The 21,423-nt window shown below is 64.0% G+C and carries 11 protein-coding genes; 8 read left to right on the top strand and 3 right to left on the bottom strand.

From position 1 onward, the window contains the following. Positions 1–32 precede the first annotated feature (32 nt). From A3CU_RS46650 to A3CU_RS55760, 3 genes are all read right to left on the bottom strand, one after another. On the bottom strand, positions 33–2,387 hold the full coding sequence (locus A3CU_RS46650) for an nSTAND1 domain-containing NTPase (RefSeq protein WP_052372183.1): 2,355 nt from the start codon (positions 2,385–2,387) through the stop codon (positions 33–35). A 212-nt stretch (positions 2,388–2,599) separates the two neighbouring features. Continuing rightward, the gene (locus A3CU_RS0125995) at positions 2,600–3,157 is read right to left on the bottom strand and encodes a hypothetical protein (RefSeq protein ID WP_156960553.1); all 558 of its coding nucleotides are present in this window, start codon (positions 3,155–3,157) and stop codon (positions 2,600–2,602) included. A 103-nt stretch (positions 3,158–3,260) separates the two neighbouring features. Further along, positions 3,261–3,512, bottom strand: coding sequence for a type I-E CRISPR-associated protein Cas6/Cse3/CasE (locus A3CU_RS55760; RefSeq protein ID WP_084143771.1), 252 nt, complete (start codon positions 3,510–3,512; stop codon positions 3,261–3,263). Between the two features lie 333 nt (positions 3,513–3,845). On the opposite strand from A3CU_RS55760, the gene dpdE reads away from it, so the two are divergent. From dpdE to dpdD, 8 genes are read left to right on the top strand one after another with little or no spacing between them, the layout of a single operon-like run. Continuing rightward, positions 3,846–7,214 (top strand): protein DpdE, encoded by a 3,369-nt coding sequence (gene dpdE, locus A3CU_RS0125990; RefSeq protein WP_084143769.1) that lies wholly within the window; start codon positions 3,846–3,848, stop codon positions 7,212–7,214. Then, complete coding sequence (gene dpdF, locus A3CU_RS0125985; RefSeq protein WP_342668934.1) at positions 7,147–9,774, top strand: protein DpdF; 2,628 nt, start codon at positions 7,147–7,149, stop codon at positions 9,772–9,774. The genes dpdE and dpdF overlap by 68 nt, the downstream gene beginning before the upstream one ends. Beyond that, a complete protein-coding gene (gene dpdG, locus A3CU_RS0125980; RefSeq protein ID WP_027944770.1) occupies positions 9,774–10,646 on the top strand; it encodes a protein DpdG in 873 nt (290 codons plus the stop codon). The genes dpdF and dpdG overlap by 1 nt, the downstream gene beginning before the upstream one ends. Then, positions 10,639–13,707 (top strand): protein DpdH, encoded by a 3,069-nt coding sequence (gene dpdH, locus A3CU_RS0125975; protein ID WP_027944769.1) that lies wholly within the window; start codon positions 10,639–10,641, stop codon positions 13,705–13,707. The genes dpdG and dpdH overlap by 8 nt, the downstream gene beginning before the upstream one ends. Next, positions 13,700–14,389 carry a hypothetical protein gene (locus A3CU_RS0125970; protein ID WP_027944768.1) on the top strand — a complete coding sequence of 230 codons (690 nt, stop codon included), beginning with the start codon at positions 13,700–13,702 and terminating at the stop codon, positions 14,387–14,389. Before dpdH ends, A3CU_RS0125970 begins: the two co-directional genes overlap by 8 nt. Next, positions 14,386–18,816: a protein DpdJ gene (dpdJ, locus tag A3CU_RS0125965; protein WP_027944767.1), complete on the top strand. Its 4,431-nt coding sequence runs from the start codon at positions 14,386–14,388 to the stop codon at positions 18,814–18,816. Before A3CU_RS0125970 ends, dpdJ begins: the two co-directional genes overlap by 4 nt. Continuing rightward, positions 18,813–19,334: a phospholipase D-like domain-containing protein DpdK gene (gene dpdK, locus A3CU_RS0125960; protein WP_052372178.1), complete on the top strand. Its 522-nt coding sequence runs from the start codon at positions 18,813–18,815 to the stop codon at positions 19,332–19,334. The genes dpdJ and dpdK overlap by 4 nt, the downstream gene beginning before the upstream one ends. After that, positions 19,331–21,328: a protein DpdD gene (gene dpdD / locus A3CU_RS46645; RefSeq protein ID WP_052372176.1), complete on the top strand. Its 1,998-nt coding sequence runs from the start codon at positions 19,331–19,333 to the stop codon at positions 21,326–21,328. Before dpdK ends, dpdD begins: the two co-directional genes overlap by 4 nt. Positions 21,329–21,423 lie beyond the last annotated feature (95 nt).

The raw sequence follows: 21,423 nt of genomic DNA, 5'->3' as shown, positions 1-21,423 counted from the left end.
GGTTTTGTGGCTGTGCCGTAATCCGTGGAACTTCAGCCCTGGTTTGACCGCGCGCAGCCGGACTTGCGGGTTGATGATGTGGGCGTTGCCGTCGGCGGCAGGACGGAAGGCACGGCGGGCGAAGTTGCATGTGGCCAGGCCAGCCCTTCGACGAAGTCGTTGTGACCGCTTAAGGTCAGTACCGGCTGGTCGGTGCTCAGGTCCCAGACGATCGCGGTCTGGTCGTGTGAGGCGGTTGCGAGGCGTTCGCCCTCCGGGCTCCAACCGATGCCGAGCACGTTGCCCTGGTGGCCGCGCAGCGTGTGCACGATTTCGCCGCTGCTGATGTCCCATATTCTGAAGATCTGATCGCGGCAGGCACCCGCGATGTGCCGGCCGTTCGGGCGCCATGCGACTCCGCGAACGACGTCGGTCGCGCCGATCAAGGTTCCGCGTGCGGTGCCACTGGTGGCATCCCAGACGCGGACTGTGTGGTCTCGCGAGGCCGTCGCGACGGCCCGGGAGTCAGGCGACCACGCCACCATCTCGACCATCGATTCGTGCCCACGTAATAGGTGCAGCAGGCGCCCGGACTCTGCGTCGAATATCCCAGCCGTACCATCTCGGGAGGCCGTGGCGATGCGCTGGCCGTCAGGGGACCATGCGAGATTGCGGACGGTGTCGGTGTGGCCCCTCAGGACCATTCGCAGATGGCTGAATGCCATCGCCGCCATGAGCGCACGCTGCGCGACCGGAGTGTCGGCACACTCGCCAAGCGCCGCGAGCGAGAGCAGGATGGCCAACTCCGGATATCGCTCGGCGTTGGCCAACACGTGCTTTCCGATGCCTTCTGACACACGACGCAGGAAGGCCAGGTCGCGGCGTCGGGAACGGTCCACGAACAGACGCACCTGCTCGGATGCCTGACCACGTTCTTCCAGGGCCGTCAACCATTGCTGGGCGAGCGCCAAACGCTCACCGGTCAGCAGGTAGTCATCGCTGCGCTGTGACCGTTCCCAGTCCGTTGCCCACCGCTCAAGCTCGGCTCTCTGACGCAATCCCTCCGCGTGCGCCTCGACTTCCTGACGCAACGGGGCCCACTGGCGGAACAAGGCTTCGTGCGCGACCTGCACGTACGGGGTGCCATCATCGGCGGCAGTGACGAGAAGCCGCGCGTCCACGAATGCGTCCACGACAAGTCGCTCGTCATCAGTGAGATCGTCCATGACGACCTTCCGGCGGATGGACTCCTGGCCGTCGATGCTGACGAACTTGAGCAGCACGCCGACGACTACGTCTGCGCCGTCCGAGCTCCGAAGCTCGGTCAACACCTGATCTGCCTGGCGCGACAGCGCCCCAGCCACTCCACCCAGCGCCCGGTAACGCTCTTCCGTGACGACTTGGCCAGGCCCCACCGCGAAATACAACTCCTGCAGCAAGTAAGCCATCAACGGTAAGGCATCGCTGGTGCCGGCGTCGTCGACGATCACGTCCACCAGCCCTGGCGAGAACCGCATGTCCACCAGTGCGGCAGGACGCTCGATCACCTGAATCATCTGGTTTCGACCGAGGGCGCCGATCGCCAGTGGGTTCTGGAACAGCGCTGCCTGCCTGGTCTCCAGGAATCCGCGCAGGAACTCGACGCGAACGGTGCCGAGTACCCATAGCCTCGAATCACGTGCGAGGGCGATCGCCAAGGCGTCCAACACGAACGCTCGCTCACGCTCCCCAGTCAGCGTGAGCAATTCCTCGAGCTGGTCGATCACCAGAAGCGTACGGCGGAACCGGTGTCCCTGCCTCACCTTGGCTTGACGAACCAGCTTCCCCAAGGTGTCCGGTGAGTGGCGGAGGCGTCGCAGCGTGGCAGCCGTATCGGAATCACCGTTCGCTTCTGCCAGGACCCGGGCCAGAGCGCCGAGCGGATCCGGCCCGGGAGCCATTACTCCGAGCACGTTCCATCGCCGCTGCCGTAGCCGCGGAAGCACGCCTGCACGGACCAACGACGACTTGCCGCTTCCCGAGGCGCCTACCACCGCTATGAAACGATCCGCCGGGTGCTGCGGCGTTTGGTGGACCCGGCGCACCAACTCGGCTATCTGCACGTCGCGCCCGAAGAATACGGCTGCTTCGGCCTCGGTGAACGCGTCGAGTCCCGGATACGGCGGGCGGTGCCGGTCCCACTGCTGCCGCGGCCTTGCCGGCCTTTCCAGGCGGTAGACCGTGACCTGGCCGACGATCATTGCCACGATCAGCACGCCGATGCCCGGCAGCGCGATCTGGCGCAGAAACCGTATGATGTACGGGCCGTCATCCGAGTTTGTGGCAAGGTTGGTCAGGATGCCCATCAGGGTGGCCACGACGATTAGTAAGGCCTGAAAAAGCAGTTGCAACTGCTGGCGGCGCTTCATGCGCGCGGCCCGCGCGGATTCCGGCGTGCGCCGTTACTGTTGGCCCCTGACAGGGGCGATGGGATTGGGTAAGTTGGGCCGATCTGTCTGTGGCGTATGTTCCATTGCCTCACACCTGCCCCCGTCTGCTTGCCACCTGGTCGCGAGCAACTTCCTCAAAGTTACCCACCCGCGCAGGTGTCGATCAACGGGCGGGTTGTCAGTGCCGCTGATCACCTGGCCAGCTTGGGCTCAGTTGGTACCTCGGATGTGCGGGGACGAACTGGTCGGATAGTGGTTTCCCACCCGTTGACCAGCACACGCCTCACGAACCGGTGCTGGCGATGCTCGCCATCGCCGTGCACACACCCGTCGCCTATGGCATGACTGGCGCGCGCTCGTGCTGGACGAGTTCGAGCCGCGGTCGGAGTGGAAGACCCACGAGCCAGTTTCATGTTGATGGCCGCCATATCGAGCGCTGAGGTAGTCGGCTGCGTCTTGTAGTGGTCGGCCATCGAGCAGCCGATCACGGTGGCTTCGCTGGAGACCTTGATGGTCATTTCCTGGACGAAGCTCCACCGCACCAGCGACCAGTCGCCGCCGAACGGCCGGACTCCAGCGGCGGTGCTGGCGCCGATGCGGCCGGATACCGCGCGGTTGTCGGCGGTGGGCTGGCCGAGCACCGTGACCATCCGGTCGGTCAGTCTCTTGCGGCCTGGAGTCGAGGCCACCCGTTGCCCTGGTTCGGCCGAGCGAATCGCCTCCGCGCTCGCCAGGTTTTCCGAGACCATGCTGAGGAAGCGTGGCGGCAGGCCCGACGACGCGGACACCATGCGGTATAGGCGTTGATCACCTCGGTGTTATGGGTGACGGAGGGGTTCGGGGTGGCGTCTGCTATTGACCGGGTTGACGTGGAGGCAGAATGCGAACTCGCGTCCGCAGGCGATCTGCGCGAACAGTGGTTCGTAGCCACGGACGCGGGCTTGCGGCTCGTCGGAGGATGGCCAGTCGGCCTCGTTCCCAGGACGGGCGCCGAGTGGTGAGGACCAGCACGGGTGCGCGGCGTGGGGTGTCAGTGTCCAGCCGCCAGAGCATGCGTTCGCCGTTCGTGTCGCTGAGTCCTTGCAGGACGGCGGTGTGTAGCATTTGGGGGTTTGTTCAGCCTGCGCTGGGCCCCGGTGCGGAAGGGATCGAGCCAGATGCGGGACAGGTAGGGCATCGTGTGTCGCCAGCCGAGCAGGGCGAAGGGGTGATGGCTGTCGGAAGTGTCGTCACCGTCGAACGGGTGCCGGGGGAACGTTCACCCAGCAAATGCCGCACTTCCCGTGCTGTAAACGATCGTTTTCGGGTTGAAGGAGGCGGGCAGATCGGTGTGTAGTTCATCGCGGTCGTGCGGGTCGATGGTGAAGGCAGGTCGACCTTGGCCGGCCGCCGGGGTTTCCGCTCCAGTTCCGGGTAACGGTGCCCCGCCTGGCGTCGATGAGTACTCTGTATGCGGGAGCGCGTCAGTGGGAGATGCCCGTCGCACGTACCAGGGTGGGGGCTCCAGTTCGGCGAAGCACGGGAGAGGTATCGGGGTTGCGGCCAGGCAGCTTCATCATGCAACGGGGCAGGTGGGACATCGGCCGCGTGAGTGCGGTCCAGGCGAGTCGGGTCCGCATCGAATACTTCGAGTCGATCGCAGAACCGATCGCCGAAACTGCCGATGCCTTCGTGCAGGATTGCCAAACCGTCATGCTCCCCGTGGGGGCGCGAGTTTTCTGGTGCGACCCCGACACCCACGAATGGACCGCGGGAAGGGTCACCGCCCGGCAGGGCGAGTCGTACTTCGTCCGATTCCCCAACCACAGCGAAGACCGTCGGGTGAGTGGATCGGATCTGAGGGTGCGCTGGAACCGCCCTGTTCGGGATCCGCTGCACGTGCTCACGGCGGGCGGGAGCGAGCCCTGGTTCTTTAGACAAGCTCGTATGCCGATGTTGAACGCACTGGTCCGGCAGCGCGCCGCTTGCGCAAACGTTCCCGCGTTCTTGTCCTCTGCCGTTGAATTGTTTCCCCATCAGGTCCAGGCGAGTCTCACAGTCCTGTCGGACCCGGTACAGCGGTACCTCTTGGCCGACGAAGTCGGACTGGGGAAGACGGTCGAGGCCGGGTTCGTCATCCGTCAGACCCTCATCGACAATCCTTTGGCCAAGATTACGATCGTGGCACCGGACGTGCTGCGCAGGCAGTGGATCCGCGAATTGACGGGCAAGTTCTTCACTGACGACTTCCCGCGAGCCGAAATAAAGGTTCTCGCCCACGAGAACCCGACTGGCTGGGCTAAGCACAAGAACAGCGATCTGCTTGTCGTGGACGAAGCACACGCACTGGTCCAAGGAGGTGATCCGAACTCCTCGCCGTACCGCGAGTTGGCGCCGTTGGCTCACACCTCGGAGCGACTTCTGCTCCTCTCCGCCACGCCTATCACGTCGAACCTGATCATCCACCTCGGCCTTCTGCACCTGCTGGACCCCGACGTCTACCGTTGGGAGGACCGGGCGGCGTTCGAGGCGCGCTACGCCCTGCGTGCTGAACTGGCGGACGTCGTCTACGCGGTCGATGCTGACTGGCCACCGCTGCTCCCGATGAACATTGATCGAGTACGTGCGATCCTTCCCGACGATAAGCGGGTGGAGGAGTTGGGCGCGGCGGTGCTCGGCATGCTCACGTCCGACGGCGACCTCGCCCATGCGGCCGACGAGGATGAACTGAGGTTGCGCGTCGACGAGTTGCGAGGACACATCAGCGAGACCTACCGGTTGCACCGGCGAACGATCCGCCATCGGCGATCCCAGGTTTTGGCGGACCGGGCCGACTCTGACTTCGTACCGTACGAGGTGCGAGGGCGGGGACTGCCGAGACGTTTAACGATCGAGTCTTCGGCTGATGAGCGAATCCAGGAAATTATCGAAGAGTGGCGGACAGGTACACGCAGCGCCTTGCTGGACGACGGGATCCAGGACGAGGAATCCGGCTACGCTCAGGTCTACGGCATTCTCGTGTCGCGTTCGGGTGTCAGCGGGCGAGACCTTCTCGAGATCCTGCGGTTGCGAGTCGAGCATGTCGAACCGTCGATCGGCCTAGATCCGGTGGATCGCGGACTTCTAACCCTTCCCCCTGTCCTAGCCCACGAGTCCGATGTCCTGCGCGCGGTCGAGGAGGTGGTGGCCGAGAGCGGCGCCGCCTCCTTCGAGCCGGTGACCAAGGCTCTGCTGCCGGTGCTCGCACGGCACCGCAAGGTGGTCGCGTTCTGCGGTGGCGGTACCCTCGCGGACAACCTGGCCGACCACCTGCGGGCGCGGTTCCCGAAGGCTCCACTGTTCCAGCACACGAAATCCATGGCCGCGGAGGCCGCGGAGGAGTCGGTCACCAGCTGGCGGGATGCGGCGAGCGGCCTGCTGGTGTGCGATGACTCCGGCGAAGATGGCCTCAACCTCCAGGTCGCGGACGCGGTGATCCACCTAAGGCTGCCGTGGTCGCCCAACCGGCTCGAACAACGACTCGGGCGGGTGGACAGATTCGTAGAGAGCGGCAGGAACACGCCGCACGGCCCTGCCACGCATTACGTTGTGCTGCCTTCAGACGGTGAGTTGGCGGTGACGATCTCATGGCTGGAACTGCTGTGCGCTGGCTACCGCATCTTCGAAACCTCGGTGTCGACGCTTCAGGACGCGATCTCTCAAGATTTGGGCTCTGTGTGGCGTCGAGCCCTCGACGTCGGACCAGACGGGCTGGTGGGCTACGTCGAAGATGTCGAGCGGACATTGAAAGAAGCGTCGATCGAAATCGACAAGATGGACATGCTCGAGTCGATTCACCACAGCGTCACCTATGCCGACGACGTCGCGAACGCCATGAGCGAACTGGAAACCGACTGGCGCAGCGTCCGGGACGCGGTCATCGGCTACACGTCGGGCAAGAACGGCGGCATTAACATCCGCAGGCTGGAGCGATCCGTCGACGGCAGGCGCGTGGAGGTGTTCGACGTCGCTGGGTCGAAGCCGAGAATCGACCCGAGCATCCTGCGCGTCGCCCGATCCCGCTTCGGAGAGGACTCGGGCACGGGTGTGTTCAACCGGTCCGTCGCCGTTCAACCGCCGGGCAGGCGGATATTCCGTGTCGGCAACCCGGTCGTCGACCTCCTAGCGCATGTGATCGATAACGATGACCGGGGGCAGGCCACCTGCGTAATCCGCATCGATCCCCGGTATCAGGAAGAGGAACCGGACGTCTACTTCGGTTTCGACTTCCTGGTCGAGGCGGACCTTCGAGCTGCGATCGCTTGTGTGCCTGACGCGCCCAGCGCGGTCCCCGCGCTGCGCCGACGCGCCGATCGGCTGTTCCCCCCTTTTACTATGCCTGTGTGGGTCGAAGTCGAAGGGGACTGCGCGCTAGCGGACCCAGCAGTCACGATGTGGCTGGAGCGACCGCTCGACCCCCGACGCGATCACGACATCGCGGGACGGCGACTCGACGAGTTAGTTGGTCGGTTCGGTGGGTGGGCGGGCTTCCGTAAGGCCGGTGTTGAGGCGGAGCACTCGGCACGAGTTCACCTGGCAGAGACAGCGAAGCTCACCGAACTCTCCACGGCGGCTTTGGGACGAGCGAAAGCTGGTCTACGGGTGATGCAGGCGCAGGCCAAGGCCCGAACTCTAGCGGGACGGCTGGTGAACGACGAGGAGACTATGGTCTTGGATAACGCCCTGACATCCGCCCTCGCGGACGGGATCAGCAACCCCAGTGCACGCGTGGTCGCGGCGATGTGCGTGGTTCGGATGGGGATCCCTGGGCAGGCTCGTGGGTTCTGATTCGTGGACGGGCGCACAGCAGTTGTTCAGACAGTGGCCGGCCATCCCCTCCCAAGGTGGTGCGAACGGGCTCCTGCGCAGGCTGACCGACGCCGTACGTGAGTTGGGCACGCCACGAGCCTCCAAGGCCGACGTGGCGGTGCTCACCCGACAGGTGCTTCTGGAGGCTGCGGCTCGGGGGAATGACGCGGGATTGGTCGTCCCCCTTGCCCCTGCACTCCCGGATGTATCGGAGTGGTTGAAGGCCGAGTGCACCGCGATCGAAACTCGCAGTGGACTGCGCGTGTGGGCAAACCCATGGACCCCGCAGGCGGCAGGGTCGTCCCTCGCATCGGCTGCCGCCAAAGATGACCTGCTCAATGTCCATCTCGGCAGCGAGGCTCCCCAGCGCTTCACGCCCGCCGCCGTGCCGGCCGACCCATTCATGACCAGTGCCTTCGGCCATCGCACCTACAGGTCCATCGGGCAACGGCAACTGGCTCGTGCGGTGGCGCTCGCCGAGTCGGGCAGCACGCTGGTGCTTAGCTTGCCTACCGGGCAGGGCAAGACGGCCGTCGCCTTGGCCGCAGGGTTGGTATCTCCTACAAACTCAGGTTTGACAGTGGTGGTCGTGCCAACTGTTGTGCTCGCGCTGGACATGGAGCGGCGGACCAGAGAGGTGATGCAGTACCACGCCATCGGCACACCGGACGACCGCTTCGCGTACGTGGGTGGGCTTGGCGAAGATGACAAGCGACGGCTGCGAGAAGCAATCAAGTCCGGACGGCAACGTGTGCTGTTCACCTCGCCAGAGGCGCTCGTCACCGGGCTCGCGAAGTCGTTGGAGGATGCGGCCACGGCCGGGCACTTCCGCCACTTCGTGATTGACGAGGCCCATCTCGTGGAGCAGTGGGGGATTTCGTTCCGCCAGTCGTTCCAGACAATGGCCAGGCATCGGAAACGGTGGATCACCTTGGCTCCGGAGGGCCGGGCTCCGGTGACTATCGCGATGAGCGCGACGTTCACGAGCGATCAGATCTCCAGCCTGAAGTTCATGTTCGGCGATCCCGACCGCACTCGGGTCGTCTCCGCGGCGCAGTTGCGATACGAACCGAGCTACTACATGGCGCACCACGAGACCGAGGATGACCGCGTTTCCGCTGTGCTGCGTGCGGTGCGCCTGTTGCCCAAGCCGATGGTACTTTACGTGAGCACCCGCCGCGATGCGCGGTTGTGGCGGGACCGGCTGAATCAAGCTGGCCTACGGCGGATCGCCGCAGTCACCGGGGAGTCCAGTGACGTCGAGCGGCAGAACACGATGACAGGATGGAGCGGTCGCGATTCGACCGGAGAGGTCCCGACCGCCTATGACGTCGTGGTCGGAACTTCGGCCTTCGGCCTCGGGGTGGACGTAGGTGATGTCCGGACAATCGTGCACGCTTGCGTCCCCGAATCCGTGGACCGCTTCTACCAGGAAGTGGGCCGCGGTGGACGCGACGGGTTTCCGTCGCTGTCGGTCTTGTTGAGCACCGAAGAAGACTTCGAAGTCGCCGCCAGCATCGCGGATGAGCGTCTCATCACGGCGGCACTGGCATTCGAACGGTGGAGCGCGATGTTCCTTAATGCCGAACGGATGGCGAGAGACGTTTACCGCGTCGATCTTGACCGCTACCGAGCGAAAATGTCCATGACCTCGAAGAAGAATCGGGGGTGGAACCTGCACATCCTCGGTCTCATGCACCGCGCTCGATTGATCGACTTGTCGCTGTCGACAGCCCCCAACGAGACCGGGCCCGACGTCTGGGATCCCGCGCTCGGCATCCCCGGCCAACCTGGTGATCGGTTCGTGCAGGTCACCCTATTGGAGGCGGCCGCGAACCGGGAAGAGGAGTTCTCCGAGCAAATCAAGCGTGTCCGTGGCGACATCAAGCGGGCCCGCCGACAGGCGGTCGACGGCATGCGGCAGTTGCTCAGCGGGCAACACTGCGTGGGACGCGTGTTGGCGGACTACTACAGCACCGACGAGGTTGCCATCGGAGTGACCTGCCGTGGTTGCCCCCGGTGCCGCCAGGAAGAGAAACGGCCAGGAGATGCCTTCTACCGGTTGGCGGCCGAACCGTCGCCGTTCCTCCCCGCTCCGACCCGACAGGTCGGCTCTGACCCGCTTGTTCGCTTCCGAGGCCGGGCGAACTGCCTCAGCATCACCTGGGGCGACGAGGCCGACTTCCGACGGTCGGTGCCCAGGCTGCTCAATGCACTGGTACGACGAGGGATGCCCGTTGTGGGCGGACCAGGTGCGACGCCCGGGCTGATGGCGGCGCTCCAACGGGATGCAGGCGAGGTCCCCTTGATCCATGACCAGGACGACGACCTGTTGAGGTCCTATGCGGGACCAATCATCTGGGTCGGCACGCCCGACACCTGGCGCCTGCCGAGGGATGTGGTGGAAAGGATCCGTTCCGCGGACGTCGTCTACCTCCTCCATCCGGCAGTTACCGCGCATCCGGACAAGGCATCGGAGGCGTTTGCCACAATCCATCGACCGACCGTGTCCTTGCGCGCAGCGTTGGAGTTTCTCTGATGGCCTTCCTGAACGTCGACCGGGCGTTACCCCCGCAACTCTGGGCGCTGGTCCGGCTTCTGAGCGCGCGAAAGTCCTTGACCGACAGCCAGGTCAAGGCGCTCATGAGTCCGGACTCGCTGAACGCAGGGAAGACCGATCCTCCCGTCCAACTCGCAATTCGTACGTCGCTGGAATTGGGCTTGGTGGTGCAGGACGAGAGCGGCAAACTGGCGCTGCAGCGCCCAATGCCGAGTCTCGCGGATTTCCAGCACTGCCTCCGTGAGATCCTCTTCTCGCCGGCACGCAACACCGACTTGGAGTCCGATCCCATCAGTGGCAACAGGGACATGACTATCGTTCTCTCCTACTTCCTGTCCTTCGACCCACTGGACTCCCCGGTTACCCGGACCCAGGTCGACGAAATAAGCGCGAGGAGTTTCTCGGTGGAGGGCAAGAACCCGACGCCGAGCAACGTCCGATGGCCGCGGTTCGTCCACTGGGTACCGATGCTTGGCCTCGGCGTGGCACCGCTGATACCGACATCCGATTCGGGAACGCTCACCCCGGACTGCACAAGAGCGGTCCGACAGATGCTGGCCAGGTCAGGGTTGGTGGGGAAGACCGTCTCGGCCGTGGATCTGGTGCGGAGGATCCGCGAGGCCATCCCCGTGCTGCCGGGGGGTGCTTACTCGATCCGACTGGATATCCCCGATCCTGGCCAGCAGGTCGTTGACCCCGCCCTCTCCTTCGCGCTCCTGCGCGGTGAGCACGAGGGTTGGTTGCAGTTCAACCGATTCTCGGACAGCGCGAGTTCGGTGACGATCGCTGATCGGGATAAGCCCAACCGCCGGTTTTCGGACATCGTCGTCTCGGAGAGTATCAATGGCTGAGCAGTTCACCTTGTACACCTGCTGGCACGCCGAGGATGCGGCTCAAACGATCAACACGGAGGCGGTCAGCCCTTCCCGTGCGGTCTTTCTTGCCACGCATGCTCCGTTCAGGCTCCGACGCAGTCGGTTGACGGGGGGAACACGCGAAGACGCGAAGAACCTTGAGCGTGCGCCCGACCTCGTTGACGAGAAGGTGGTATTGTCCGACTTTTTGACGCGGAAGTCCGATACCGGTGCTCTGCTGATGCCCATCGTTGGGGAGTCGGGAACGGGCAAATCTCACCTTATCAGATGGGTTCGCGAGAAGGTCAAGGACACCCCCAAACGCAAGGTCATCTACCTTGAGAAGGGGAAAACCAGTCTTAAGGCCGTTATCGCTGAACTACTCGCCGACCTCGACTCGGATAACGCAGCAGAACTCCGCCGCACCATCGACCAACTCTCATCGAGCGTGGAACCGGAAGCCCTGGCGAGACGCCTGATCAACAGCATCGAGGAAGAACTGTCGGCCACCACCCAGGACGGTGTGTCCGGGCCAACACGAGTCTTGCGCGGCCCTCGCGGAGTGGCCGTTATGCTGCAGGACCCTCATGTCCGCAACTACATGCTGGAACCGATGCGGTTCATCCCGCAACTGGCGCACCAACTCCTGCACGATCGTCGCGACGGCGAGCAGCAGCGCCCTGAACGGTTCACTACAGAGGACCTGCCGCTGGAGTTCGGTGACATCGGCAAGGTGGCGTATATGACAGCCGGCGTGTTGAGGATGCTTAGCACCAACCCGGCGATGAAGGTCGCCGCTGTCGAGTTGCTGAACGAGTGCCTGGAGGCCGCGGTCAAGCGAACCTTCAACATGGGGGCAGGCAGCATGGTGTCGGCGATGGAGGAGGTACGTCGGGAGTACGCCCGGCAGGGCCGCGAGATAATCCTGCTGGTAGAGGACTTCGCGCTCATCCAGGGAATGCAACGGGAACTGCTGGATGCCATGATCGAACCCGCACGGCGGGAGGGCGTTGAAGTGCTGGCCCGCATCCGGACCCTGCTCGCGGTGACGACCGGCTACTTCCAATCGCTGCCGGAGACGGTGCTGACCCGTCTGCACGCCACGGTGGGGTACGTCTATGACCTCGACGCACCGTTCGACCCTGCCAGCCGCGGGGAGGACTACATGGCTTCCTTCGTCGCGCGTTACCTCAATGCCGCCAGGCTCGGGATTGAAGTGCTCGACGCGGTGTCCGATGGGTCCGAGGTCCCCAACCATTGTGCGTCTTGCCACTTCCGGACCGAGTGCCACGCCGCGTTCGGTTTCTCCGACGAGGGCTACGGTCTCTACCCCTTCAACCGATCCGCCCTGGTCAGGGCTGTGCACTCCACCGCTCCAGCCGAGGCGCCGCACCAGTTCGTGCCGCGGGCGGTACTGGGCTCCGTGGTGCACAAGGTCCTCGTCGAGGATGCCAAGCCCATCCGCGACGGGGCTTTCCCGCACCAGGGCTTTATCGACAGGTTCCGTCGGGCGAAGATCGACGATCCCCTCGACAGCGCGATGCTCGACATGGTCGAGTCCGCATACCCGACCCAAGTAAGTCGATACCGCGCGTTCTTGGAGTTCTGGGGCAACGCCGAGTCGCCATTCAAGGGGGAGGCGGCGGTGCGACTCGCGTTCGGGTTGGCGCCGCCAAAGGCTTCTGCTACCCGTCGATCTCAGATTCCGGACAGGCCGAAGCCCACGACGAACCGGGACAAAGCTGCCGAGGCAGGCGATTCTTCACTGCCGCAGTCCCTCCGGAGTCGACTCCAAGAGATCGAGGACTGGGCGACGAAGGAGGCGGACGCGATGCCCAACGTTGCCCGTGATCTCAGGGGAATCGTCGCTGACGCGGTTGCCCAGCGATATAACTGGGCCGATCCGTTGATGAACAGCATGAGTAAAGAAGCGCTCAAGTTGATATGGAGCGGCGCCTCTGGTGCGGTGTACATCCGCGGAGCGCGAGGCGGGCTGAAGGTTGACCCTGAGTCGGCTCCAATCCGGTTCGAAAAGAGCGGGCATAACGCCCAGTTCTTCAAGTCGGTTCTGCGATTGAGCCAAGGACACCAGCCCATCGCAATGAACAGCGTGTACCGGTTGGCCGAGTTAGCCGAGGCGAAGGCCGCGGACTTCACCGCGGCTGTCCTTGCGAAGCAGGAAATCACTGACACGGAGTTGGTGCTCGGCCTGAGGGTGTCGTTGATTGGCGCTGCATTGGCTGGTCGGGCGTGGCCGGGCATGCCAGAGGCGGGGATGGTCGACGCGGTCCTGCACGACGGCAAGGGTTGGGTGCGCGAGGATTCCGGTACCCGAATACCGCAGTGGAACTCGACACTGGCGGAGCACCTGGGCAAGCGCGGGGAACTCGTCGACCGGATCAGGAACGCTGTCGGCATTTCGCAAGGCGAGCGTGGCAAGGTGCGCCTGATTGACGCCGCGCACCTGCTCCCGCTGCTCCAGCAGGCGGCTCAGGAGTGGACGTGGGAGGTCGGTGAGCGTCCAGCGCCGACATGGGTCTCGACGGCTGCAGTGGGGTTCAGCTTGTTGCCCCACATGATCGCCGACCAATTGGAGGTGCTGCGGGATTTGTTGGCCGCGCTGCGGCGCAGAGTAGCCCGGGGCACGCTAACCAAGATTGTGCCAGCCGTCTTGGACGCCATGGAGGTGGCCAAGCAGCACGGGTTGCATCTGACTTCCGCTCAAGCCGCGGACTTGAGATCGCGGGCGGCCGACGTCCAAGACGTGGACTGGAGCGTCATCACCGAACTCGAGGACGACCTCATTCGCCTCGCGAACACGACAAGCGAAGATCACGACCGGGCTAGGGTTGAAACGATCGTCGCGGTTAGAGGGCGTGGGCCGGCGTTGCTCGCAATCCGCGACTTCCTGGAAGCGACCGACGCTTGGTTGGACGAGGCGTTGCGCTCAGCCAAGAGCCGCACTGGCGGGCACGAGGCGGAAACCTCGAACAACCTCAGTTCGGTGGTTCGTGAGTGGGCTGAGACAGTGGGTAGCGAGGAGCTTCTTGATGGGTGAGGCGACCGTCTTCGAGAAGGTCGATCAGTTGCGGAGCGAGGCACGTCGCCTGGAGACCGCCGAGAGGGGCGCCGAGGAGGCACGGCGGATCGGTAACCGGGTGACGAAGCTGAAGGCCTCGCTCGCGGATTTGCGAACCCAGGTCGAACTCGCCCGCAAGGTCAACGAGACCATTGGGGCCACCAGAGTGAATCTGTCTACCGTGGACGACGGTTATCGTGACTTCGCGGCCAAGGTTCGAAGTGTCACCAACCCGGGTGACGCGGTCTTCGAACGGGCCAACCGGCGTATCGCCGCGGTGTGCAATCGACTGAAAGAGGAGACCCACTCGGCGTGGGTCACCTGGGCATCGGCCCGCATTTCGGAGTTGCCCCTGACACGCATTCCCATGCTCCCGTCTGGACTCCAGCGCGATGCTCGTCGGAAGCAGGGCGAGTTGGAGCGCTGGTCCCGTGCGACCGAAATATCCAGGTCCGACATCAACCTCTTCACATCATCCGTCGGTTTGTTGGCGGACATGCTCGCCGACGCCCCTGACGCGCCGCCGGAGGTCGCGGACCTGATGATGAGACTGTCGAGTGACCGGCCACCGACGCTGTCAGAGATCACTGACGAGAAAATCTCGTTGCTGCGGTCACTACACCTCGACGAACAGATCACGTTGAAGAGGATCAGCACGTGACCGATGTGAAGGCTGCCTTCGTCAACGACCTCCTCTCAGCACTGGAAGACCAGGAGCTCCCTCTCCTGTCCTGGGGCGTGACTACCGGAGTGCTTTCCCGGGACGAGGTCACCAAGACGATCGAGCACGTCCTCGCTAAACACAAGGACGCACCTCCCGGCGTGACCATCGAAGCGCTTGTCGACTACCTCGTCGACAAGGCGTTGCTGGTGCCCGTCGACACTGCGGAGACACCCGGGTACCGAACGCGAATGGCCGAGGCGCTGAGGTTGACCGTGAACCTGCGGCAACTCTTCGCGCCCCGTTGGGGTGTTACGCAGCAGACGGGCTGGTGGCTAAGTGGACCGCGACTGGTGGCCGACTATCGCCTGCACGTTCGGCCACGCCGCTACCCGAAGCGGGACGTTACTTTGGACCAGGCACGTGCCGAGTTGGGCACGCTGCCAGGTTGGGGTTCTCTCCAGGACCGGGTGATGACGGCGCTCGTGGGGGAGAACGACTTGGCTGCGTTCCAGGTCGACGCGACGCAAAATATCTTTTCCGCGATCGGTTCGGGCCGGAGCCGAGGGATTATCGTGGGCGCGGGCACTGGTAGTGGGAAGACCATGGCCTTCTACCTGCCCGCATTCGCCTCGATGGTGGGGACGGCTCGGCAGGGCGTCCACACGCTGGCGATCTACCCGCGGGTGGAACTGTTGCGCGATCAACTGGTCGAGACGGTCCGCACCGCGAAGCGGCTCCACGACTCGGCGGCCACCCCGCAGCGCGTCCGCATCGGTGTCCTGTACGGGGACACACCGAAGAACAACAAGGACTCTCGACACTTCGCGAGGCCGCGATCCGCGTGGAAGCGGCGCAGCAGCGGGTTCGTGTGCCCGTACTTCAGTTGCCCGGCATGCGACACCGGCGAGTTGATCTGGCCGGACACCGACCGGAACGCCGGTGATGAACGGTTGATATGCGGAAACTGCCGGTACGTGATCGATCCGCCGAGCCTAGTGTTGACCAGGGAGAGTATCAGGGCGAAACCTCCGGAGATACTGTTCAGCACCACGGAGATGTTGAATAGGGGCGCGACGAATAACCTCTCGGGCCTGTTGGGCTGGCAGGGTGGAGCGCCACCCTCTGTCGTCCTACTGGACGAGGTGCACACCTACGTCGGGATGCACGGTGCGCAAGTCGCGCTCCTTCTGCGGCGGTGGCGCAACGCAACGAGGAAGCCCGTGACCTTCGTCGGTCTGTCGGCGACACTGCGCGACAGTGAGCGGTTCTTTGCCGCGCTGACCGGTCTCACTCCGAGCGCTGTCGACCGGGTGGAGCCGCGGGAAGCCGACATGCTGGACGAGGGACGTGAGTACTGCATCGCGCTGCGCGGCGACCCGGTGTCCCAGGCAAGCCTGCTGTCGACCTCGATCCAGACGGCGATGCTGTTCGGCAGGATTCTGGACAAGAAACAGCACGTGTTCGGCACGACTGGTTTCGCCTTCACCGATGACTTGGACGTGACCAACCGCTTCTATGACGCCTTCCGCGACGCCGAGGGCGGACAAGACCGGGCGATGCGCAATGGCAATCGGCCGATTCTGGCTGCGTTGCGGTCCTCGGCGGGGAACTTTGAGGCAGATCGCGAGCGCGATGGCCAGGTGTGGCGCGTTGCGGAGAAGATCGGACACCATCTGTCCTCTGACCTCAGGCAGGAGTACCTGCGGGTCGGTCGAACCTCGTCACAAGACGCGGGGATGGATCGGGAAGCGGATTTCACGGTCGCCTCACCGTCATTGGAAGTGGGGGTCAACGACTCCAGAGTTGGGCTGGTTCTGCAGCACAAGGCGCCCCGCAACCCGGCGGCCTTTATTCAGCGGCGAGGACGGGCAGGTCGCCTCCGGGATACCCGGCCGATCACCGTGGTGACACTTTCGGAGTACGGGCGCGACCGCTTGGCTTACCAGGCTTACGAGTCGTTGTTCACGCCGGTCTTAACCGCTCCCGCCTTGCCCGTGGGCAACAGGTTCATCCAGAAGATCCAGGCGACGCAGGCCATGCTCGACTGGCTGGGTGCTCTGATGCGAGCGAAAAACTGTTACGCCGACCCGCGTAGCGTCCTGGCACGTCCGTGGGGTGAACGGCAGCCGGACGATTCCGCCTGTGAAACCGCTACTCAACTGCTACGCAATGTACTGGAGAACTCCAAGGCCCAGGACCAACTCGCGAAGCACCTCCAGCGTGCGTTGCAGATCGATTCGGACGACGTCCAGGCAATCTTGTGGGACCCACCGAGGTCGTTGTTGTTGTCCGTGGTCCCGACAGCGCTAAGGCGGCTGAGCACGCGATGGGTCTCCGCCCGGGAAGACCCCGGCGCCGGCCCGGGGAAACTGCTGCCGGAGTTCCTGACCACATCGCTGTTCGCGCCGTTAAATCTCCCCGAGGTTGAGTTGGATTTGCCGTTTGCCAACCAGGAAGACTCGGAGACGCTCGGTGTCGCGCAGGCACTCCGTGAGGCTGTACCGGGCAGGGTCAGCAAACGATACGCGTACCGTCGCGACGACGATCGAACCTGGATTGCACCTCCCGTCGGCGGTGACGAACTCGACCTGCGGACGATCGTCGGCCCGGGTGCGACGGTGGAAGGTGTGTGGGAAGGTCCTGACGGCAGCCAATACCAGGTGGTCCGTCCGGCCAAGATCCGTCTGACGGAACCGGAACGTGATGTCCACACGAGGTCTCAGGGCATTCCCCGGTGGGTCAGCCAGGTCGTGGTTAACGACAGCAGGCCGCCCCACGCGGCTGATGTCCCGGATCCGTCACCGTGGAGCGCCAGGCTGGTGGAGGTCGCGTTCTGTTCCCACCTGAGCGGAAACCCGGTCGAGGTCCGGAGAATGACGGTCGGGGCGGATAGCGTCATTGCACGCGCCAACCAGCGTGTCGATCAGCGGCGGAAGATCACCTACCTGCTCGACGACCAACCGGCGGCCCTGGGCTTCCACTTGGATGTGGACGGGATGAAGTTCGTCCTCAGGCGCCCGTATCTCGACAACCCCGGATTCCGGGCATACCTCGCATCGCCTCAATGGCGATCGTTGGCCTTCCTCGACGCAGTGCGCACCGATCCCGCAATCGACGACGTGGCGAACAAGTTCCAGCGCGAGTGGCTGGCGCAGATCTACCTCACCGCCTTTGCCCTCGCCGGGGCGAACGGGAAGCCTGGCTCGGAGGTGCACACGGAACTTGTCGGTGGATCATGGCGTGATCAACTCCAAGAGATCCTCACCGTCATGTATCGAAGCACCGAAGCACCAGGTTCCGGTGTGCCGACGACGGAAAGACTCGTCCAGGACCTCTCAGCGCTGGCCACACAGCGTGACGTTGTCGACGCCCTCAACCGCGCCGGCCGGCTCTTGGTAGATCCGGACATCGTAGACCGGACAGCGTCATTAGCGACGCGGGTGTACACGCACACGATCGCCGCCGCGATCCTCGCGGCATCAATCCGCGTCTGTCCACATGCGCAGGACAAGGACCTCACCGTCGACGTCTTCGAAGAAGGGGCGGGCGAACACGCCGTGGTGTGGCTGACCGAGACGTCGGTCGGAGGCGTCGGCGTGGTCGAGCACCTGGTCCAGAATTATGCGCAGGACCCCAGGGCGTTCTGGACGCTCGTCGACTCGATCCTGGCGCCGGGAGAGTACGAGCACGTGGATGCCGCGATGCTCGGTCTGTTGAAGGAGTTGACGGCGAATCCGTCCGGGGCGGCAGCGACGGCGATGGCGGAGTTGCGGCGCGCTCGGTCCACCTACGCGGCCGAAGCCGGGTTCCAGGATCTGCGCGAGGCGTGGACGGCCTTGAGCGGGCCACCTCGGCACGCCGCGGTAGCAACTCTGTCGACCAGGCTGCTGCGCCCGGGTTCGGACACGGCATCGGACCGCACAGCCTTGCGCTTGGTAGAGGACTGGATCAAGCTAGAGCAACAACTAGGGGTGGAAGTCGACGCGCGGGTGGTGGCCTATGCGGCCAGTCGCGGGTCTTTTGCCGCCGACGAGCGCGAACTGACCGCTGACCAGGCATTCAGCATGTTGTGGCCACGTGGTCATCAGGCTCGGAACCAGCACTTGCAGTACTACCACGGATACGGCCAAGAGGCCGTCGTGGACCGGGCGTTGGTCACCGCTTCGCATGCTGAGCAGGTGTTCGAGATCGAACTCGATGACTCGGATTGGATCATGCGGTACCAAGCAGCACTAGCCGAGCATGGACAACTCGACCTTGTGAGTCATGGTCCCGGGAACCAGGCGGTGGCCACCGCGTTGGCGCTCCTCCCGGTTCTGCCCGCAGACCGGGACGCCCTTCGCGTCTACGGCCAGGTCCGGAACATCATCAGGCATTCCGACCGCATTACCGTGCGCGTGGAGATCAGGGAAGCGGTGCAATGACCAAAGCTGCGCGCACGATCCGCATCAGCGAGCAGACACGCATCAGGGTCGCACCGGTCTTGCGTGCCGTGTTGTTGTCGGAACTGCTCGTCCCAAGCCCGTTGATTTGGCTGGTTTCGCCATGGATCACCGATGTCGATGTGATCGACAACTCCGGGGGCGAGTTTGATGCAGTCTTTGGCGACGACCCGGTGACCGTGTGCCGGTTGTCCGACGCACTCACCAGGATTAACGCGGCCGGAGCACGCATTCACGTGGTGACCCGCCCCGATGCCCACAACGAACCCTTCGTACACCGGTTGAAGGCCGCGGCACCTGATGGACGCCTGAAGGTCATACAGGCACCTGAAGTCCATGAGAAGACGATGTGCGGACAGGAATGGATGCTCACGGGTTCCATGAACTTCACGATCCGCGGTATGACGGTGAACGACGAGGTGGTCACCTATAGCCTGGGAGGACGTGAGCCTGGTCAGGCACGAATCGACCTGGAACGGCGTTGGGAAAGGGCGGCGTGACCGAGATCGAGGCTGTTCCACAAGCACGAACGCGAGAATCCACCCGGCGGCTACTTGAAGCGTTCTTCGCGGCACCTGTCAACGACGCATGGCCGGACATGGCGGAGCAGTACGAATGGGCAGACCGCACTCGACCCTTGGTTGACATCGTCCTGGATCGGATGGATCTTCCGCTGGTGCTGCCTTCGTTGAAGAAGTCGCTAGACCGCTTCTTCATCTATGTCGTGGTGGACAAGCGCGAGGACGTCGCACTTACCGCGGAACTCATCAAGGCGTTCGCAGGGCCCAGTTACCTCGTACACGCATCGATGGAATACCCCGTTCAGCTTGACCCGAGGGTAGAGGCCGAGCGGATTCTGCTCGAGTCCATGCGCCCGGCAGCGGTGTTCCGCCTCGGCGCGGCCCCGGTGCCGAAGCAGCGGGGGAGACTGACGGATGCGGCGCACTTGATGCTGCGGGTGCTCGCGAAGCGGCCGACGCGGACTTGGCAGGTCATCAAACCAACTGGCCGGCTTTTGGCGGAGTTCGACGCGGCGCTGGCCGCCGGCGGTGAGGCGAGCTCGGCGGCGATCCTCGACCAACTGCGGGACAACGGCGGCCTGGATGCCAGCAACTTGGCCTATCTGACGATCAAACGGTTCAACCGGCTCGGCAAGGACGTCGAGATCCAGACGCTGCCTCGTCTGGCCGACGTCATCCGGCAGGAGCCGCCCACTCCAGTGCGTGAAGCCCTCTTGGAGTCGCTGTACTTCAGTGCGATCGAGGACCACCTGATGGCCGGTGACCTGGACGCCGCGATCCAGGTGTTGCGTGACACCGGAACTCACTTGGATGAGTTGTTGAATGGGTCACTCAGGTTCCGTTCGACCGGCGCGCTGACTATCGCGGTGCTTGCGGGCCTCGTCCGCGGTGATCACATTCTGCTCAAGCATGCGAAGGCCGAACTGCAGAGCCTGGGGCAGATCGATGAACTCCCTGCGGTGGTGCGTACAGAACTGCTGAGCAGGCTCGAGGACGGGTCTCCTGACACGGCGATCGCGACTGAACCACACCCCGTCATGTCGTCCTGGGGCGAGTTAGTAGCGGCGATGTCAGACCAACCCTTAGCCGTGCGCAAGGTGCTCAGGGAGTCGGCGTGGCGAGAGTGGCCTTCGCCTGCACAGAACGACGAAGAGATTGCCAGCCTGTTGGACGACCTGGGGGATGAAGCCGCTGAGCAGGCATGGAGCGCAGTGGGCGCCTTTCTGGAGGCCACCGGGTACGACGATCCAGCAGATCGCAGTGCGCATTCATTCATCCTCAACGCTCTCACCCACAATCGATTCAAGCCGGGCGACCTCTTAGTGATCCAGGCGCTGCTCAGCATCACGCTGCGCGGTGCACCGAACGCCGACCACTACGAGCGCCTGCTCCGGGAGATCGGCTCGGAGTCTGATCGCTGGGCTGCGCCGGAGCGGGCATCGACCGTTCTCGACATTGTCGACTCGCTGGTTTTGTCCGCATGCCCGGATGAAGCTGCGCGGCAACAACTGGGCTACCGGTTGCTGACGCCGCTCTCGCGGCATGCGGAACGATTGGACGTGGCGGACCTTAGCTTCGCCCGCGTGCTCGACGGTGAACTCGGGCTCGGGCTGTCTTGGCAGACGGAACAAGATGACGAATTGGCGCAGTCGGAGGCGTGGCAGTCCGCGGACGTAAACCTGCTTTTGTACTCGCTAGATGAGAAGGTCCTGAAGCGGGTGACCGAACAACTCAATTCTGTCGCACCAAATGTCCGCGTTACGGCTTCGTCTGACCACGTTGGCAGTCCCCGTCTGCGCCAGTGGGTGCAGAGCGCCGATCTGGTTGTGCTGATCACTCGATGCGCTAAGCACGCTGCGACCGGATTCATCTCGGCCCACACCAACAGCGAGAAAATCGCCTACGTGGACGGCAGTGGGTCCGCCTCACTGCTTCGTACAACGTTGGCGGAACTGAGGAGGCGGTACGGATAGCTAAGGCTGTGTGGGTGCCGCAACGCCAGGCCGGGGCAACGTTGCTACGTCTCAAGGAGTGCCGCCGCCCGACGGATCGGCTGCGAGGACGGTGA

The sequence above is a fragment of the Amycolatopsis taiwanensis DSM 45107 genome, from assembly GCF_000519205.1.
GTDB classification, from domain to species: domain Bacteria; phylum Actinomycetota; class Actinomycetes; order Mycobacteriales; family Pseudonocardiaceae; genus Amycolatopsis_E; species Amycolatopsis_E taiwanensis.
The sequence above is the reverse complement of the archived record's forward strand: the minus strand, read 5'-3'. Positions and strand labels throughout refer to the sequence as shown.

Coding starts and splice junctions, on each gene's coding strand:
- A3CU_RS46650 (WP_052372183.1), bottom strand. CDS start 2,387: ATGAAGCGCCGCCAGCAGTTGCAACTGCTTTTTCAGGCCTTACTAATC.
- A3CU_RS0125995 (WP_156960553.1), bottom strand. CDS start 3,157: ATGGTCTCGGAAAACCTGGCGAGCGCGGAGGCGATTCGCTCGGCCGAA.
- A3CU_RS55760 (WP_084143771.1), bottom strand. CDS start 3,512: ATGCTACACACCGCCGTCCTGCAAGGACTCAGCGACACGAACGGCGAA.
- dpdE (WP_084143769.1), top strand. CDS start 3,846: ATGAGTACTCTGTATGCGGGAGCGCGTCAGTGGGAGATGCCCGTCGCA.
- dpdG (WP_027944770.1), top strand. CDS start 9,774: ATGGCCTTCCTGAACGTCGACCGGGCGTTACCCCCGCAACTCTGGGCG.
- dpdH (WP_027944769.1), top strand. CDS start 10,639: ATGGCTGAGCAGTTCACCTTGTACACCTGCTGGCACGCCGAGGATGCG.
- A3CU_RS0125970 (WP_027944768.1), top strand. CDS start 13,700: ATGGGTGAGGCGACCGTCTTCGAGAAGGTCGATCAGTTGCGGAGCGAG.
- dpdK (WP_052372178.1), top strand. CDS start 18,813: ATGACCAAAGCTGCGCGCACGATCCGCATCAGCGAGCAGACACGCATC.